At 57.8% G+C, this 16,058-nt stretch carries 17 protein-coding genes and 1 other RNA gene; 12 read left to right on the top strand and 6 right to left on the bottom strand.

What is annotated here, in order from left to right:
- Positions 1 to 85 precede the first annotated feature (85 nt).
- The 6 genes from RA27_RS04730 to RA27_RS04750 form a co-directional block, all read right to left on the bottom strand.
- Positions 86 to 520 carry a nuclear transport factor 2 family protein gene (locus RA27_RS04730; protein ID WP_039535415.1) on the bottom strand — a complete coding sequence of 145 codons (435 nt, stop codon included), beginning with the start codon at positions 518 to 520 and terminating at the stop codon, positions 86 to 88.
- Positions 521 to 619: 99 nt separating this feature from the next.
- Positions 620 to 967, bottom strand: a transfer-messenger RNA (tmRNA) gene (gene ssrA, locus RA27_RS23505).
- Between the two features lie 36 nt (positions 968 to 1,003).
- Positions 1,004 to 1,366 (bottom strand): DUF4345 family protein, encoded by a 363-nt coding sequence (locus tag RA27_RS04735; protein WP_039535416.1) that lies wholly within the window; start codon positions 1,364 to 1,366, stop codon positions 1,004 to 1,006.
- Between the two features lie 62 nt (positions 1,367 to 1,428).
- Complete coding sequence (locus RA27_RS04740) at positions 1,429 to 2,091, bottom strand: hypothetical protein (protein ID WP_039535418.1); 663 nt, start codon at positions 2,089 to 2,091, stop codon at positions 1,429 to 1,431.
- 1 nt (position 2,092) lies between these two features.
- Complete coding sequence (locus RA27_RS04745; RefSeq protein ID WP_039535420.1) at positions 2,093 to 3,493, bottom strand: selenium-binding protein SBP56-related protein; 1,401 nt, start codon at positions 3,491 to 3,493, stop codon at positions 2,093 to 2,095.
- 108 nt (positions 3,494 to 3,601) lie between these two features.
- Positions 3,602 to 4,333, bottom strand: coding sequence for a FadR/GntR family transcriptional regulator (locus tag RA27_RS04750; RefSeq protein WP_039535421.1), 732 nt, complete (start codon positions 4,331 to 4,333; stop codon positions 3,602 to 3,604).
- Between the two features lie 89 nt (positions 4,334 to 4,422).
- Between RA27_RS04750 and RA27_RS04755 the strand changes: the two genes are divergently transcribed.
- The 12 genes from RA27_RS04755 to bamA all read left to right on the top strand — a co-directional run bounded on the left by RA27_RS04755 (position 4,423) and on the right by bamA (position 16,058).
- Positions 4,423 to 5,214: a DUF2182 domain-containing protein gene (locus tag RA27_RS04755; protein ID WP_039535422.1), complete on the top strand. Its 792-nt coding sequence runs from the start codon at positions 4,423 to 4,425 to the stop codon at positions 5,212 to 5,214.
- Positions 5,215 to 5,218: 4 nt separating this feature from the next.
- Entirely contained in the window at positions 5,219 to 5,923 is a 705-nt protein-coding gene (locus RA27_RS04760; protein WP_039535424.1) for a DUF1326 domain-containing protein, read from the top strand.
- Positions 5,923 to 6,429: a DinB family protein gene (locus RA27_RS04765; RefSeq protein ID WP_039535426.1), complete on the top strand. Its 507-nt coding sequence runs from the start codon at positions 5,923 to 5,925 to the stop codon at positions 6,427 to 6,429. Before RA27_RS04760 ends, RA27_RS04765 begins: the two co-directional genes overlap by 1 nt.
- 1 nt (position 6,430) lies before the next feature.
- Positions 6,431 to 7,525 (top strand): dimethylsulfoniopropionate demethylase, encoded by a 1,095-nt coding sequence (locus RA27_RS04770; RefSeq protein WP_039535428.1) that lies wholly within the window; start codon positions 6,431 to 6,433, stop codon positions 7,523 to 7,525.
- Positions 7,526 to 7,575: 50 nt separating this feature from the next.
- Positions 7,576 to 8,571, top strand: coding sequence for an acryloyl-CoA reductase (gene acuI / locus RA27_RS04775; protein WP_039535430.1), 996 nt, complete (start codon positions 7,576 to 7,578; stop codon positions 8,569 to 8,571).
- Between the two features lie 165 nt (positions 8,572 to 8,736).
- On the top strand, positions 8,737 to 9,300 hold the full coding sequence (gene frr / locus RA27_RS04780) for a ribosome recycling factor (protein WP_039535431.1): 564 nt from the start codon (positions 8,737 to 8,739) through the stop codon (positions 9,298 to 9,300).
- Between the two features lie 9 nt (positions 9,301 to 9,309).
- The gene (locus RA27_RS04785; RefSeq protein WP_039535432.1) at positions 9,310 to 10,041 is read left to right on the top strand and encodes an isoprenyl transferase; all 732 of its coding nucleotides are present in this window, start codon (positions 9,310 to 9,312) and stop codon (positions 10,039 to 10,041) included.
- On the top strand, positions 10,038 to 10,820 hold the full coding sequence (locus tag RA27_RS04790; protein ID WP_039535433.1) for a phosphatidate cytidylyltransferase: 783 nt from the start codon (positions 10,038 to 10,040) through the stop codon (positions 10,818 to 10,820). The genes RA27_RS04785 and RA27_RS04790 overlap by 4 nt, the downstream gene beginning before the upstream one ends.
- Positions 10,820 to 11,992 (top strand): 1-deoxy-D-xylulose-5-phosphate reductoisomerase, encoded by a 1,173-nt coding sequence (gene dxr / locus RA27_RS04795; RefSeq protein WP_039535435.1) that lies wholly within the window; start codon positions 10,820 to 10,822, stop codon positions 11,990 to 11,992. Before RA27_RS04790 ends, dxr begins: the two co-directional genes overlap by 1 nt.
- A 5-nt stretch (positions 11,993 to 11,997) precedes the next feature.
- Positions 11,998 to 13,350 (top strand): RIP metalloprotease RseP, encoded by a 1,353-nt coding sequence (gene rseP, locus RA27_RS04800; RefSeq protein WP_039535437.1) that lies wholly within the window; start codon positions 11,998 to 12,000, stop codon positions 13,348 to 13,350.
- 90 nt (positions 13,351 to 13,440) lie between these two features.
- Positions 13,441 to 13,569 (top strand): hypothetical protein, encoded by a 129-nt coding sequence (locus tag RA27_RS24880; protein ID WP_255353508.1) that lies wholly within the window; start codon positions 13,441 to 13,443, stop codon positions 13,567 to 13,569.
- Between the two features lie 128 nt (positions 13,570 to 13,697).
- On the top strand, positions 13,698 to 16,058 hold the full coding sequence (bamA, locus tag RA27_RS04805) for an outer membrane protein assembly factor BamA (protein WP_039535439.1): 2,361 nt from the start codon (positions 13,698 to 13,700) through the stop codon (positions 16,056 to 16,058).

A 16,058-nucleotide genomic window follows, 5' to 3' on the forward strand; every position in this document is an offset into this window, starting at 1 on the left:
TGCCGCCTCACGGGGTGTTCGCAAGCCTACCCCTTGTTCCTCTGCTAGCGTGCAAACGCGGCATGGGTCAAGCTTGCGGTGACGATTATCCGGCCCAGTCCAACCTCTGGCCGGTCATGCAAACGGGCAGGGTGTCCTGCGGAAACTGCCCCAGCTGTTCGAAGAATGAAATGAAGTCGAACTGATTATAGGCTTCTACCATCTTGTCACCCTTGAACCGGGCCATGACCTGTCCGGTCACCTCCAGCGGGGCGCCGTTGTCCGCTCGAAACGTGCGGACGTGAAGAATACCGGACACCCAATCCCCATTCTCGATGATCTTGGGTAACTCGACTGTGATGTCGCCCAGCACATGACGGAATGCCATGACCAGATCACGAAAGTCCTCAGCGCCGACCTGCATTTCGGGAATCAACCCTTCGGCCATGGTATCCGGGGCGAAAAACTGATCGATCGCATCGGTATTGCCCTTTTCCCAGACTTCCGAATACCACGCCCTTAATCTGTCAGAGTTCGTCATCTCAACCCTCCTGTCGCATAACCGGGAAAATGGTCGAAAGAAGTGAATAAACCCTAAATCTCAGGTAAGTTATGGGTTTAACGCAGACATGAAACGGGAAATGCAGGTTTCTGTTGCCAGGTACCTGCGAACCCCGCCTTACGCGGCTAGGCGCAAGGGCTTAAGTTTCGGTCTTGCTACTGCTTACGCAGCAACTGCAACCGGAGCACGATTGTCGTTTGCAATTGTACTATTTTCGCCGATAACGGTGGCAGACAGCCGAGACAAAGCTAACCCCTTTAGACGTTCGTCGATCCTGTTTCGGCCCCATGATCCTCAAACGAAGGATGGTTGGTGGAGCCGCCGGGTACCGCCCCCGGGTCCGATCCGCTTATTACGAGCGCGTTTATGTCCATAGTCCCGAAGGACATCCCTTATATAGGTGAGGATCGGGGGCGATGCAAACTCAGATTGAAAATCACCGCCTGTAATAAAACCAGTGCCTTACGGTGCCTTGTTGATGTTAACAAGGATCAACCACAGGGCCAGAGCCAGCTCGATTCCTCCAAAAGTCAGTGCCTTGAGCAGCGGAGGACTGTCCAGCGCAACAGAAATGAGCCGCCCCAGCGCCGTCCCGGCATAAACAACGCCCAGCATCGCATAGGCCATCGGAGTGTTCAGCCAAAGCACCGCTGCACCAGTCACCACAAACAGTCCACCCACCGAGGCGCGCATCTCACTGAGGCCCATGGTGCTCTTGGTCGGGGCCAGATCCAACGCGTTGGCCGTAAACGCGGGGGCCAGAAAACCGAAGAGACCGAAGCCAATCGTAAGCAAAGCGGCTATCACGTTGAGGGCTGTTGTCATCTATCCCGGTCCCTTTTGATCTGCATGTTCAAACTAGCCCATTGTCATGCAATGAAAAGCACCTAAAGCGCTGACCAAAGGCCCAAAACGCCGACCAAAATCAGGCTCAGGGCCCAGACAAGTTCAAGATTAAACCAGCTGCGAGACAGAAATTGCAGTCCTAGCCAGCGGTAGACCGCGAATGCAAGGATGCCCCCTCCGAGGATCATTGCGGCACTATGAAGTGCGGCGACGGCCAGGACCAGAATACCGTTGGTCGCCATGATTTCCGACACCGCCCGGTGCCCGGCGTCCAGTTCATCCAGCCCGCACAGGCCCAGATAGATCGGGACCAGCATCAACGCAGCGCCATGGGCCAATGCCACGAGGAATGACCACAGAGCCAGTCTACCCGGAGGTATCCGCGAAAGCACTCGAGGGTGGCGACGCGTTATCGCGATGTAAATACCCATCACGATCACGATCAGGGCCGCACCGATACGTATCTCGCGCTGATACTCGATCAGAGCTGCCATCAGGGCGAAAGGCAGCAAGACACCAAGCATTGCCACGAAATGTCCGCTTGCCAGCGCTGCCAGAGCGCGCCAGAGGGCGGATTGGCGCTGTTCCATAAGCGCAGACGACACGGCAAGCGGCCAGCCCATGCCCGGGTTCAGGCCATGGTATGCACCGCTTAGAAGAACGGCCAGCCAGAGGCCGGCCGTCGATGTCAGCAAGGCGTCCAACTCAGACCGATGGATAGCAGAAGCTGTCTGTCGAACAGTCGCCACCTTCCAGGCGGATCTGATGGGCGCGGTACCCGTCAGGGAAATCTACCCAGAATTTCGGGTCCAGCGTCAGACCTCCGGTCTCTCCGACATCCGCTTTGACCATCGCCGCGCCGCGTTCTCCGGGATAGAACTGATCATCCCACGTGGAATAGAGAGAATTGGTCCAGTAGACCCGTTTCCCATCCCGGCTTATCTCGACCATCTGAGGGCCGTAACCAAAAGCCTGCCCATTGGGGTGTTTGGTTTTCTTTACGATCCCTCCGATCTCGACCTTGCCGGCAAGGGTCGGGTTCATCGGATCAGAGACATCGTATTGATGCATTTCACCCGTGCCCCAGCAGGCCACATAGAGGTATTTGTCATCAAGGCTGAGGTCGATATCCGTGACCAGCGGCGGAACGGCGGAAAACCCCTTCAGCAAGTCGGGCAGGTCGTCCGGGTCAGCCGGCTGCGGATCAATCGTGATGGTTTTCTTCGCCTCGAAAGTGCCGTCATCGTTGCGCCACCAGGTAAAGATCGCACCCTGCAGATTGGTTGTGTCGACCACAACGCCACAGAAGCCATATTGCTTGACAGGATCATGCGCAGGCCGGATTTCCAGCGCCATCTGGTGATTTTCGCCCAGGTCAATGGTCTGGATATTGGTCCGGCTGCGAAGGTTCCAGAAATGGATTCTGTGCCCATACTTGTTGGACAGCAGATCCTCGGCCACGATCCCGTTTTCGAATTGCGGGGGCAGGCCCCATTCCGAGCTGACCATGTAATCGCGCGGCAGGTTCCACCAGAAATCATAGTGTTTGTCCTGCACACCGCGTTCGATCTCGTATCGACCGATGATCTCGAAGCTCTCGCAATCCATGATGAAGATGCCGGGAGGGCCATCCGTCCCGTCCTCACCTGCGCCGCCCAGGGTGCTGACGTATATTCCTTCGGGGCCGCAATGAATGGTATGCGGACGGGAATATCCTGTCTTGGCAAAGACTTCTTCGGGTTCAATGATCTTGTGAATCTTGGCTTCCAGCGGGTTTTTGACATCGATGATGTAGATCCGGCTGGACCGGATACCCGGAACGATCAGGTAGCGTCGCTCCAGAAAAGCATGACCGCTAAGAGGCGACAGCGACGAGGAACAAGCGTTCCAGCCAAAGTGATGAAACTCATCGCCTTTTTCCGGCATGATCACCTGATGAACGATCTTGCCGTAGTCTTCCGATGTCGGATCGACATTCACGACCGCCAATCCATCGGGTTGCGAAAAATCGGGGCTGAGCATCAACGTGAAGGCCAGCGTCTCGGCTGGTCCTTCCATCGCCAGTCTGGCCGAAGGGTAAAAGGTTGGGTCCGGTCTTTGGTTCATAACGTCCTCCCGTAAGTCATTGATCTTCAATTCATAGTGAGAGTTCCGGTCTTGTCGCCGGATGTCATGCTGCCTGCTCGGGGTCCTTCTTGATTCCAGTCTTCTTTCTTATGCGGGTTTGCGTCGCTGCTCAGCGACATCTTGCGCCAGTTTGCGGGTATAGAGTTCCAGTTTGACCAGCGCCGCGTCCACGCTCGATGCATCGCCTGCCTCGAGCGCGTCGGCGATATCGGTGTGAAGGGCGATGATCTCTTCACGAGAGCGCGCCGTAAAGGTGATCATGTTCATCAGCGGCTGCATCGCTTCGACCGCACCTGCAAGTTGGTAGGAAAGCACAGGGTTGCCTGCGCCGTCGACCAGCGCACGGTGAAAGGCCACATCCGAGGCGCAGAATGCTTCGTCGGTCAAGCCGGGCTGTGCCTGCCGAAAGATCTCGGCCCGCATCGTGGCCAGCTGATCTGGGGTGCGACGCTGCGCCGAGAGCGATGCACAGGCGCGTTCCAGCGCATAGCGGGCCTCGCAGGCTGTATCAAAGCTGACCGCGTTCATCGACAGCAGCAGGGTTGAGGTCGTAATCTGCTGGGAATAGGCGTCCTCAAAGTTCAACCGGTTCACAAAAGCCCCGCCGGACGCGCCGCGTTGTGTTCGGATCAGGGATTGCGCCGCAAGCCGTTTCAGCGCTTCGCGCACCGTCGGGCGCGAGACCTGAAACTGATCGGCAAGCTCCGCTTCCGAAGGCAGCCTCTCATCCACGATCAACCGGCCCGATACAATCGCATCCCGGATCGCCTGGGCAATTTGGGCTGACAGATCAGCGGGGCTTCGCGGGTCGATTTTCATGGTCTTTGTCCGCTTTCGTGAATTTTTATTTGTCTGACATTTAAAAGTCTGACATTTGAAAAGCAAGAGAGTTGAGTCGGGGGGGGCAAGTGAGTCGCTCGATTTTCCGCAGTGCGCTTTGGTTGGGCTTCTACATCGCGATCCTCTGGTCGTGGTGGATGATGGTCTCGATGAGCCGCGATATGGATCTGGACTGGATCGGGCGCCCTGGCCCGATGGGGCAGGCCATGGCGGCCATGGACCCGCGCATGGACATGTACATGCCAATGGCCGAGTTCGGCCCCTTGTTCTGGATGTGGGCGATCATGATGGCTGCGATGATGTTACCGACCTTGGTGCCGACGTTGCGCAGCTACGATGATCTGATCCGCAGCGCCAATGGCACACGGGCAGGGTGGCTGGGCGTTCTGTCCGGTTACTTTATCGTATGGGTCGGTTTCGCGGCGCTCATCACTGGCCTGCAACTGGCTCTGTTGTTTGGCGGCGCGGTTGATATGCTGGGAATTGCCAAGTCTCCCTATCTGGCGGCTGGCCTGTTGATCGCGGTTGGCGCGTTTCAGTTTTCTCGCGCGAAAGAGGTCTGCCACGGCGTTTGCCACGCGCCGATGACCTATTTCCTGGGCCATTGGAGAACAGGGTTTTCCGGCGGCCTGCGCATGGGGCTGGGTCTCGGTGCGTTTTGCGTCGGATGTTGCTGGGGCTTCATGGCACTGGGCTTTGTTGGTGGCGTCATGAGCCTGTTGTGGATGGGTCTCGCGACCCTGTTCATGGTTTTGGAGAAGCTGCCCCAGATCGGGCACGCGATCACCCGTCCCATGGGATTCGTTTTGATAGCGGGTGGTTTAGCTTTGCTCGCACATCACATTGCTTACGGAGGATAAGTGGATGGCTAAAAACAGAAAACCGGATGCGGATAAGCTGCCGGTCAGTCAGAGGATTGACAGCCGGATGCCGAACCCCAAACGGCGCGAGATGAGCCCGACGGACTGGGCGGTCAAGGGTGAGTTGATCCTGAACTGTTCATGCGACGTATTTTGTCCTTGCGTGGTTTCTTTGGGCGCGCACCCTCCGACCGAAGGGCATTGCCATGCCTGGATGGGGATCATCATCGATGAGGGTCACTATGAGGGTGAAGACCTGTCCGGTCTGAACGTCGGCCTGCTGGTCGATATCCCCGGTCGTATGGGCGAGGGGCAATGGAAAGTCGCGGCGTATGTGGACGAACGTGCCAGCGGCAAGGCCTATAACGGTCTGCTGCAGATTTTCAGCGGCCAGGCCGGGGGCACAACCGGGCTGTTCACCATGTTGGTCAGCGAAATCATCGGGGCCGAGCGTGCGCCGGTTCAGATCGAAAGAGATGGCACCAAGCGCCGTATCATGATCGGGCGTAAGATTCAGGGTGAGATCGAGATGCTGGCGGGTAAGGACCCTGAGCATCCGGTGATGGTATCGAATTCGAAATACTGGATGGGCCCGGATGTCATCGTCGCCAGAGGCACAAAGTCCAGGGTTCGCGATTATGGCCGCGTCTGGGACTTTGGCGGCAAGTCCGCCGAGATATGTCCCATCAACTGGCACGGTCCAAAGTAATGATTACTGGTGCCTATGTCCGTGAAATGGCGCGCTACAACTGTTGGCAAAACAATCAGTTGAATGGGTTTCTTCAGGCGCTGCCAGATCAAGAGCTCACACGGGATCGCGGTGCCTTCTTCGGATCGATCATGGGGACGGCCAATCATCTGCTTTGGGGAGACTGGATCTGGATTTCCCGGTTTGACAAAGGACCGGGGCCGGGCGGCGGCATCCCCGACAGTGTCTCGGTCTGCGCAGGGATGTCGGACTGGCTGCCTTTGCGCGATACGATAGATGCCCGGATCACCAGATGGGCCGAAACGCTTGGCGACCAAGAACTCAACGGCCCGTTCACCTGGTATTCGGCGGCCAAAGAGGCCGATGTGACGAAACCTTATGCGCAATGTGTGATCCACATGTTCAACCATCAGACGCATCATCGTGGACAATTGCACCAAATGCTGACCGAAGCCGGATCGCAGGCCCCCGTCAGTGATCTTGTCTTTCTGCCAGAGGATTTCTGACATGGCAGTCATCACGCCAAACCGACGCGTACGCAAAACGCCTTTCACCCCGGGGGTCGAGGCCGAAGGGGTCAAAGCCTATACGGTCTACAACCACATGCTGTTGCCGACTGTCTTTGAAAGCGTGGAGGCGGATGCGGCTCATCTGAAAGAACATGTACAGGTCTGGGATGTCTCGTGTGAGAGGCAGGTTCAGATCAAAGGGCCCGATGCTCTGCGGCTTATGAAGATGCTCAGTCCGCGGGATATGGACCGGATGCAGGCCGATCAGTGCTACTATGTTCCGATCGTGGATCATAATGGCGGTATGCTGAACGACCCGGTCGCGATCAAACTGGCGGATGATCATTATTGGTTATCGGTCGCTGACGGCGATTTGTGGCAATTCGCCTTGGGCGTCGTGATCGCTCTGGGGTTGGATGTAGATGTATCCGAGCCGGACGTCTCGCCATTGGCGGTGCAGGGACCCAAAGCCGACGCACTGATGTCGCGTGTTTTCGGCGACGATGTCAGAGAAATAAAATTCTTCCGGTACAAACGGTTGGCGTTCGAAGATACCTCTTTCATCATCGCCCGGTCAGGCTGGTCGAAACAGGGCGGGTTCGAGATTTATGTCGAAGGTGCGGATTATGGAATGCCGCTATGGGACGCCCTGTTTGCAAACGGGCGAGACCTGAATGTTCGGGCCGGCTGCCCCAATAGCATCGAACGGGTTGAGAGCGGTTTGCTGAGCTTTGGCTCGGATATGAGGCGCGAGAATACGCCCTATGAATGCGGGCTGGCGCGTTTTTGTAACTCTCGGCTCGACTACATCGGCAAGGCCGCGTTGGCGGATCAGGCGGAAAATGGTCCGTCCCGACAAATCCGACCGCTTGTTATCGAAGGAGAGATTGGCCCGTGCACGGGGTCCTGGCCGTTGTTGGCCGAAGGCAAGCAGGTCGGGCGAGTGGCCTCGGCCGTGTATTCGCCCGAATTCGGCGTGAACGTCGCCATCGGGATGGTGAACCGATCGCATTGGGCACCGGGAACGCGGATCGAGCTGATGACCGAACACGGAATGCGATGGGCTGTGGTGCAGGAGAAATTTTGGCGCTGAGCCCTGAGTTCAGGAACATAGCCCTTTGAGGCGGCAAAAGGAGTAAGTTTATGTTTAACGCACTTGTTGTTGAAAAAGATGAAGGAAGTGGCCTCGCCAGCGCTGCGGTGAAGCAAATATCGCAGGATGCGTTGCCGGACGGAGAAGTGACGGTTGCTGTTGAGTATTCGACCGTGAACTACAAGGACGGGCTGTGCATGTCTCCAAAAGGCGGCGGTCTGGTCCGCAGTTACCCTCATATCCCGGGCGTCGACTATGCGGGCACGATCGAGCAATCATCGGACGACCGCTACCAGCCCGGGGACAAGGTGGTTTTGACCGGCTGGCGCGTGGGTGAGGCACATTGGGGCGGATATTCCCAGAAGGCCAATGCGCGTGCTGATTGGCTGGTGCCCTTGCCGGATGGGTTGGACACGCGGCAGGCAATGGCTGTCGGGACCGCCGGGTTCACCGCCATGCTGGCCGTTATGGCGCTGGAGGATCACGGCTTGAAGCCGGGGCATGGTCCGGTACTGGTGACCGGCGCAGCCGGCGGGGTTGGCTCGGTTGCGACCGCCATTCTGGCTCATCTGGGCTATGAAGTTGCGGCAGTAACAGGACGTCCGGAAACCGCTGATTACCTTAAATCTCTGGGAGCAGACACAATTGTTCCGCGTGACGAGTTGAACGAAACGACCAAGCGACCACTGGAAAGCGAAACCTGGGCGGGTTGTGTCGATGCCGTGGGAGGAGCCATGCTCGCCCGTGTGCTGGGTCAGATGAAATATGGGGCATCCGTGGCTGCGGTTGGTCTGGCCGGAGGTGCAGCCTTGCCTGCAACGGTGATCCCATTCCTGCTGCGCGGAGTGAACCTGTTGGGCATCGACAGTGTCATGCAACCTTATGAAAACCGGGTCCGCGCCTGGCAGCGTGTCGCAACCGATCTGCCCATGGACAAGCTCGAGGCGATGGTTCACCCCGCAACCCTGTCGGACCTGCCGCAACTTGGCGCGGATATCCTGCAGGGCCAGGTCAAGGGCCGTGTCGTGGTCGATGTGAACGCCTGATCCGGGACCTCACATGAAAAACCGGTCGGATTATGTATCCGGCCGGCCTCTTTGCCGGAAACAGTTCTGGTCATTGGTACAATTCGTGACCATGATTGCTATACATCCCAATTGTGATGGCTTAAGACCCATCCGAACATCACCTGAAGACGGGGAGTGAGCAGCATGTCTGATGATTTCGAACTCGATACCGATGATCTCAAACGCCGTATGGACGGCGCGATGGCCAACCTCAGAACCGAATTCGCCTCGCTGCGGACCGGACGTGCTTCGGCCTCGATGCTTGAACCGGTAATGGTCGATGCCTATGGCGCGATGACTCCGATCAATCAGGTCGGCACCGTCAACGTCCCCGAGCCGCGTATGGTGACCGTGAATGTCTGGGACAAGGGTCTTGTGGGCAAGGTGGAAAAGGCGATCCGCGAAAGCGGTCTTGGGATCAATCCGCAGTTGAACGGCACGATCATCATGCTGCCAATTCCCGAACTGAACGAGGAACGCCGCCGCGAGCTGGGCAAGGTCGCGGGCCAATATGCAGAGAGCGCGCGTGTTTCGATCCGCAATGTGCGGCGCGATGGCATGGATCAGATCAAGAAGGCCAAAGCTGACGGCATGTCCGAGGATGATCAGAAGTTCTGGGAAACCGAGGTGCAGGAATTGACGGATGCAATGATCAAATCCGTTGACGAGGCGCTCGACACCAAGCAAACCGAGATCATGCAGGTCTGAGTTTCGGTTATGCCAAAAGATCCCGATAACGCGTCGCTTGCCGGACCACGCCATGTGGCGATCATCATGGACGGAAACGGTCGCTGGGCGCAGGCACGCGGGCGACCCCGGCTGTTTGGCCATCACGCGGGTGCGCGCCGCGTCCGTGAAGTGGTTGAGGCCTGTCCGGGGTTGGGGGTCAAGTATCTGACAATATTCGCGTTCTCTACCGAAAACTGGAAGCGCACTCAGGTTGAAGTGGCCGGCTTGATGAGCCTGTTTCGCCGCTACATTGTCAAAGAAACCAAAACGCTTAAAAACAACGGTATTCGGGTGCGGTTCATAGGTGATCGTGTGCGGCTGGATGCCAAGTTGACCGAGTTGATGGATACGCTCGAACGCGAGACGCAGGACAATGATCTGGTCCACCTGACCGTCGCTCTGAACTATGGTGGTCGTGACGAGGTGGCGCGGGCGACCAAGCGACTGGCGCGTGATGTGGCCGATGGCGCGTTGCGCCCCGAGGACGTCGACGAAGAAACGCTGCCCAAATACCTGGACACCCGCGTTCTGCCCGATCCGGATCTGGTGATCCGCACCAGTGGGGAAGCGCGTATTTCGAATTTCTTGCTTTGGCAGTCGGCCTATTCCGAGTACGAGTTCATTGATACGCTTTGGCCTGACTTTACCGCTGCCGAACTGGAGCGTTTGTGCCGCAGCTATGGCTCTCGCGAACGGCGGTTTGGAGCGGTTCCGGCATGAGTGACGGCCGATGGTCTGATCTGACTGCCCGGGTTTTGTCGGCGGCGGTTCTGGTGATCATTGCCGCCATCGAAGTTTGGCTGGGCGGTCTTTGGTTCGAGTCGTTTATCGCAACGGCCTGCGGTCTGATGACCTGGGAACTGGTTCGGATGATCGATCCTCAGCGGCGTGGAGTCGCTATTCAACTAGCGATCCTGACCGGCATCGCGGTCGTTCTGAGTTATCACCTGCCACCGCTCTATAAGCTGCCGTTTCTTTTGGCGCCCGCGCTGGTGGGGGCCGGGCAGATTCGCCGGGCCCGCGTTACATACGTCTTGTTTGCGATCTGGATCGCAACCTCAGGGCTGGGGTTCATCTCGATTCGAGAGAATTTGGGTTTTGGCTGGATGGTCTGGTTGATCATGGTCGTCATCGCAACCGATGTTGCCGGGTATTTTGTGGGCAAGACGCTGGGCGGGCCTAAGTTCTGGCCCAAGGTCAGCCCAAAGAAGACGTGGTCCGGTACTGTTGGGGGGTGGGTCGCCGCTGCTCTGGTCGGCACCGTTTTTGCGGTCCATGCAGGGTTTGGTGTGGCGTTCGTTGTTGTCTCGGTGCTGGCCTCAATGGCCAGCCAGGCCGGCGATATCGTCGAGAGCGCTACCAAGCGCGGTTTCGGCGTGAAAGACAGTTCGAACCTCATACCGGGCCATGGCGGGTTTCTGGACCGGTTCGACGGAATGATGGGCGCATCAGTCTTTGTTCTGATCGCAGGTCTGATTTACGCGCCCGGAGGTATGTGATGCGAAAGGTGTCCATTTTCGGTGCGACCGGATCAATTGGTCAGAATACGCTCGACCTGATCTCGCGGAGCCCCGATGCCTACGACGTCGTCGCACTGACCGGCGGCGGTAATATTGCGCAACTCGCGCAAGACGCCGTGCGCGTTGGCGCAGACGTGGCGGTGACGGCGTTTGATGACAAACTGGATGATCTGCGTACCGCGTTGGCGGGCAGTGGTGTTCAGGCGGCTGCGGGGCAGGCGGCTTTGATCGAGGCTGCCGCGCGCCCCGCCGATTGGGTCATGTCGGCGATTGTCGGCGCCGCCGGACTTGCGCCAGGCATCGAAGCTCTGAAACAGGGTGTAACGCTGGCGCTGGCCAACAAGGAAACGCTGGTATGCGCGGGGCCCCTGGTGTTGAACACGGCGCGGGCTCATAACGCCAGACTGCTTCCCGTTGACAGCGAACATTCGGCTGTGTTTCAGGCCCTGGTGGGCGAAGATATGACAAGCGTCGAGCGGATCATCATCACCGCAAGCGGCGGGGCCTTCCGCGATTGGCCGCTGAGCGATCTGGCGACGGCGACGGTTGAACAGGCTTCGAGTCATCCAAACTGGGACATGGGGCAACGGATCACGATCGACAGCGCATCCATGTTCAATAAAGCCCTCGAAGTTATAGAAACCAAAGAATACTTTGGCGTAAGACCGTCGGATATCGAAGTTCTGGTGCACCCCGAATCCATCGTTCATGCACTTGTCGGATTTCGAGACGGTGCATTGATGGCACATCTGGGGGCGCCGGATATGCGCCATGCTATCGGTTATGCGTTGCATTGGCCCGACCGACGTGATCTGCCGGTCGCCCGACTGGATCTGGCCCGGATGGGGCAATTGCGCTTTCACGCACCGGACGAGGCCCGTTATCCCGCCTTGCGTCTGGCGCGCGAAGTGATGCAACGCGGCGGCCTGTCGGGGGCGATCTTCAACGGCGCCAAAGAGCGGGCGTTGGACCACTTTATAGCCCGCCGAATCCGGTTTCTGGATATGGCCGACGCGGTCTCGGCGGTGTTGGAGCGATTTGAGGCCGCGGATGGCCTGATTGATGCACCATTGACCCTTGATAATGTACAGCAAACGGACCATCTCGCACGGCAGTGGGTCGATGAAACCGTACTTGAACGAGCAGGATAAAACCTTTGGACATACTCTCTTTGATCCCGCAATTCGGCAATCTGCTCTATACGGTCATTGCCTTTGTCGTTGCGCTTTCAGTGATTGTCGCGGTGCATGAGTACGGCCATTACATCGTGGGCCGCTGGTCTGGCATCCATGCCGAGGTGTTCTCGATCGGGTTCGGGCCGGTTTTGTGGAGCCGCGTCGACAAACGCGGAACCCGCTGGCAGGTCGCGCTGCTGCCGTTTGGCGGCTACGTCAAGTTTCTTGGCGATTCCAACGCTGCCTCGGGCAAAGACGAAGACACGATGAATGAAATCGCCGAGCAAAGCCCTGAGGAACTGCGCCGGACAATGCATGGCGCACCATTGTGGGCACGCGCCGCCACCGTCGCAGCGGGACCGGCCTTCAATTTTGTAATGTCGATACTGGTATTCGGCCTCGTGTTCTGGTCGCAGGGTGTTTCGCGCGAACCACTGACCGTCGCGGCGTTGCAGCCGTTGCCGGGTACAGTTCAGGGCCTGCAGGAGGGGGATGAGATCATTGCCATCGCGGGCCTGCCGACCCCGGACTTCGATGACGCGGCCAACTGGTCGGATTTTATCGGTGCGCTACCGGTAGAGCCGGAGTTGGATTATACGGTCGTCCGTGATGGGGACACTATCGACGTCGTTGCGCCATGGCTGTTTCCGCCGCTGATCCAACAAGTCACACCGCGCAGCGCAGCCATGGATATTCAGTTGCAGCAGGGCGACGTGATCACCGCCGTCGATGGCGACCCGGTCTTTGCCTTCGAGCAGCTCAAGGAGCATGTCGAGGGCTCTGACGGGCGCGCATTGCTTTTGAATGTATGGCGCGACGGGGCGGATCTGGAGTTTGCACTCGCGCCCCGACGCACAGATGAACCTCAGGCAGATGGTGGGTTTGTCACGCATTGGCGCATCGGCATCGTGGGCGGCATGATGATCGAGCCTGAAACCGTTCCGGCCGGCATCTGGGAGTCTGCGCGAGGCGGCATGATTCAAACCGGGCGCATCATCGAAGGGTCTCTGTCGGGGATGTGGCATATGATCACCGGCGCGATCAGCACCTGCAATATCTCGGGGCCGATTGGAATTGCCGAAACGTCAGGTGCGATGGCCAGCCAGGGGGCGCAGAACTTTATCTTCTTCATTGCTGTTCTGTCCACGGCGGTGGGGCTGCTGAACCTGTTTCCGATCCCGGCGCTGGATGGCGGGCATCTGCTGTTCTATGCGTACGAGGCGGTGTCCGGCAAACCGCCCAGCGACAAAGCCTTCCGGTTGCTGATGGGGATCGGCGTGACACTGATCCTGTCGTTGATGATCTTTTCCGTCAGCAATGATCTGTTCTGCTGATTGAGGCAGTCGCGGCACCATTCGGACGCAAAATTGCCGCAATTCAGGATTACGATCTTTGGGTGTGCCATATGAGTGGGCTTGAGGGCGATGACCAAGACGTTTCAAAAATCCTATCAGAGTGTCAGTGTACTGTTCCTGCTGAACTGGGATGTATTGTTGAGCTTTGGCGTGACCGCGTTGGCGTTGGCAGTTGGCGGTTATCTCGTCGGTCTGTGATTCTTCCGAACATGTCTGACTGATTTGCAACGGCCCGGTGGGCCGTTTTTGCTATTTCGTCTTTTGACATGGCTCCGCAATCGGGCTACTCAGCAGCTAAAGTCTGAAAATTCTGGGTAGTGATAAAAATGACTGACAGCAGGGGCACGGGCACATACTGCGGCTCACAGGGGCGGCAAGGCAACATTTTGTGGCAGGCACTAACGTTCTTTTTCCTCTTTGCTACACCGGGTTTGCTGGTTTTGCCGCAGCCCGCGCAGGCGCAATCTTACACGATCAACAGCTTCGAAGTTGAGGGTAATCGGCGGATCGAAACCTCGACGATTATTGCGCGGACGGGAATCGAACCTGGGCAGACAGTGACTGCCGGACAGTTGAATGATGCCTTTCAGCGTTTGCTTGACAGTGGTGTTTTTGAGACAGTCGAACTGACTCCGCGGGGCAGTACCCTGGTCATCGACGTCGAGGAATATCCGACCATCAACCAGATCAGCATTGAGGGGAACCGCCGCGTCAAGGATGAAGTCCTGCTCCAGGTGATCTCATCCCAGCCCCGCCGTGTTTTTACACCTCAACTGGCAGAAACAGACGCGGATTTGATTGCCGAAGTGTATTCGGCGCAGGGCAGGGTGTCCGCCACCGTGATCCCGCGCATCATTCGCCGCAGCGAGAACCGTGTCGATCTGGTATTCGAAGTCGCCGAGGGCACAACGATTGAAGTCGAGCGTGTCAGCTTTGTCGGCAACCGCGCCTTTTCGGACCGCCGTCTGCGCCGCGTGCTTGAAACCAAGCAGGCCAACATCCTGCGGACCTTCCTGCGCGGCGACACGTTCATCGCAGACCGGATCGAGTTCGACAAACAGGTGATCCGCGATTTCTACCTGTCACGTGGCTATATCGATTTTCGCGTCAACAGCGCCAATGTCGAATTCACCCGCGAACGCGATGCGTTCTTTCTGGTGATGAACGTCACCGAAGGGCAGCGGTTCTCATTCGGTAAAATCTCGACAGTCAGTGAGATCCCCGGCGTCGACGCGGCCGCTTATCAGGCCGCGCTGAAAGTCAAACCCGGCGTTATCTATTCGCCAACCGTGATCGAGAATTCGATTGCGCGGCTGGAACGCCTCGGGCTGAAGCAGGGTGTTGACTTTTTGCGGGTCGAGCCGCGCGTCACGCGAAATCCGCGTGACCTGACGCTGGATGTTCAGTTCGTTCTGACCCGTGGACCGCGTATCTTCGTTGAACGCATCGACATCGAAGGCAACACCACCACACTGGACCGTGTGATCCGCCGCCAGTTCGATACAGTCGAAGGTGATCCCTTCAACCCTCGTGAAATCCGTCAGAGTGCAGAGCGTATCCGCGCGCTTGGTTTCTTCGCAGTTGCCGATGTGGAAACCCGTGAAGGATCGTCACCCAGCCAGGTCATTGTGGACGTGGATGTTGAAGAGCAGCCCACGGGTTCGCTGAGCCTCGGCGGTAGCTACTCGGTTTCCGATGGTTTCGGGATCGCGATTGGATTGAACGAAGCGAACTTTCTTGGTCGAGGTCAGAACCTCGGACTTACGCTGGCGACCGCGCAGGATGCAGAGCAATACACAATCAACTTCACCGAGCCCTACCTGCTGGGTCGAAAGCTGCGCTTTGATCTGGGTCTGGGGCTTTCCAGCACCAACTCGAGCTTTGCCAGCTATGACACAAAAACCGTGTTCTTCAGGCCGCAGCTCAGCTATGCGATCGGTGAATTGTCATCGTTGCGGCTTCGCTATGGCTGGAACCGCAGCGAAATGACCCAGCAGAGCAACGAGACGAACGGTGCGGTCATCGCCTCGGAAATCGCACAAGGAAAGCGGACAACCAGTTCGATGGGTGTGTCCTATGTCTATGACAGCCGCTTGGGTGGCCTGAACCCGACTGCGGGTGTACTGTTCGAAGTGGGCGTGGACGCGGCCGGTCTCGGGGGCGACAACGAATACTTCAAGACCACTGCCCGCGCGATCGCTCAGCAACGTGTTCTTAACGAAGAAGTCGTGCTGCGCGCCACTCTGGAACTCGGAGCGCTGAACTGGACCGGAGACGATTTCAGCCGGACGCTCGACCGTTTTGTTCTGGGTCCCAGCACGTTCCGCGGATTTGAACCCGCCGGTATCGGTCCGCGTGACCTATCGAACGGACAGGATGATGCCATCGGGGGTAACTATTACTGGGTCGCGCGTTTCGAATCGGACTTCCCCCTGGGGCTGCCCGAGGAACTGGGCCTGCGCGGTGGTGTGTTCTATGATGTTGGCAACCTTTACAACGTCAACAACGTTGACACCTCCGGGGCCGACATCGTTGGCGCCAGCGGTTCGATCCGTCATGTGATCGGGGTCTCCGTGCTGTGGGAAACACCGTTTGGTCCGCTTCGCTTCAACTTCTCGAACGCCCTCAAGAAAGAGGAATTCGACAAGGAACAGAGTTTTGACCTGACCATTCAGGCTCGGTTCTGA

Source organism: Ruegeria sp. ANG-R (assembly GCF_000813985.1).
Classification (GTDB): Bacteria; Pseudomonadota; Alphaproteobacteria; order Rhodobacterales; family Rhodobacteraceae; genus Ruegeria.

Coding starts and splice junctions, on each gene's coding strand:
- RA27_RS04750 (WP_039535421.1), bottom strand. CDS start 4,333: ATGAAAATCGACCCGCGAAGCCCCGCTGATCTGTCAGCCCAAATTGCC.
- RA27_RS04765 (WP_039535426.1), top strand. CDS start 5,923: ATGATTACTGGTGCCTATGTCCGTGAAATGGCGCGCTACAACTGTTGG.
- RA27_RS04770 (WP_039535428.1), top strand. CDS start 6,431: ATGGCAGTCATCACGCCAAACCGACGCGTACGCAAAACGCCTTTCACC.
- RA27_RS04745 (WP_039535420.1), bottom strand. CDS start 3,493: ATGAACCAAAGACCGGACCCAACCTTTTACCCTTCGGCCAGACTGGCG.
- frr (WP_039535431.1), top strand. CDS start 8,737: ATGTCTGATGATTTCGAACTCGATACCGATGATCTCAAACGCCGTATG.
- RA27_RS04735 (WP_039535416.1), bottom strand. CDS start 1,366: ATGACAACAGCCCTCAACGTGATAGCCGCTTTGCTTACGATTGGCTTC.
- bamA (WP_039535439.1), top strand. CDS start 13,698: ATGACTGACAGCAGGGGCACGGGCACATACTGCGGCTCACAGGGGCGG.
- RA27_RS04760 (WP_039535424.1), top strand. CDS start 5,219: ATGGCTAAAAACAGAAAACCGGATGCGGATAAGCTGCCGGTCAGTCAG.
- dxr (WP_039535435.1), top strand. CDS start 10,820: ATGCGAAAGGTGTCCATTTTCGGTGCGACCGGATCAATTGGTCAGAAT.
- RA27_RS04730 (WP_039535415.1), bottom strand. CDS start 520: ATGACGAACTCTGACAGATTAAGGGCGTGGTATTCGGAAGTCTGGGAA.
- acuI (WP_039535430.1), top strand. CDS start 7,576: ATGTTTAACGCACTTGTTGTTGAAAAAGATGAAGGAAGTGGCCTCGCC.
- RA27_RS24880 (WP_255353508.1), top strand. CDS start 13,441: ATGACCAAGACGTTTCAAAAATCCTATCAGAGTGTCAGTGTACTGTTC.
- RA27_RS04790 (WP_039535433.1), top strand. CDS start 10,038: ATGAGTGACGGCCGATGGTCTGATCTGACTGCCCGGGTTTTGTCGGCG.
- RA27_RS04785 (WP_039535432.1), top strand. CDS start 9,310: ATGCCAAAAGATCCCGATAACGCGTCGCTTGCCGGACCACGCCATGTG.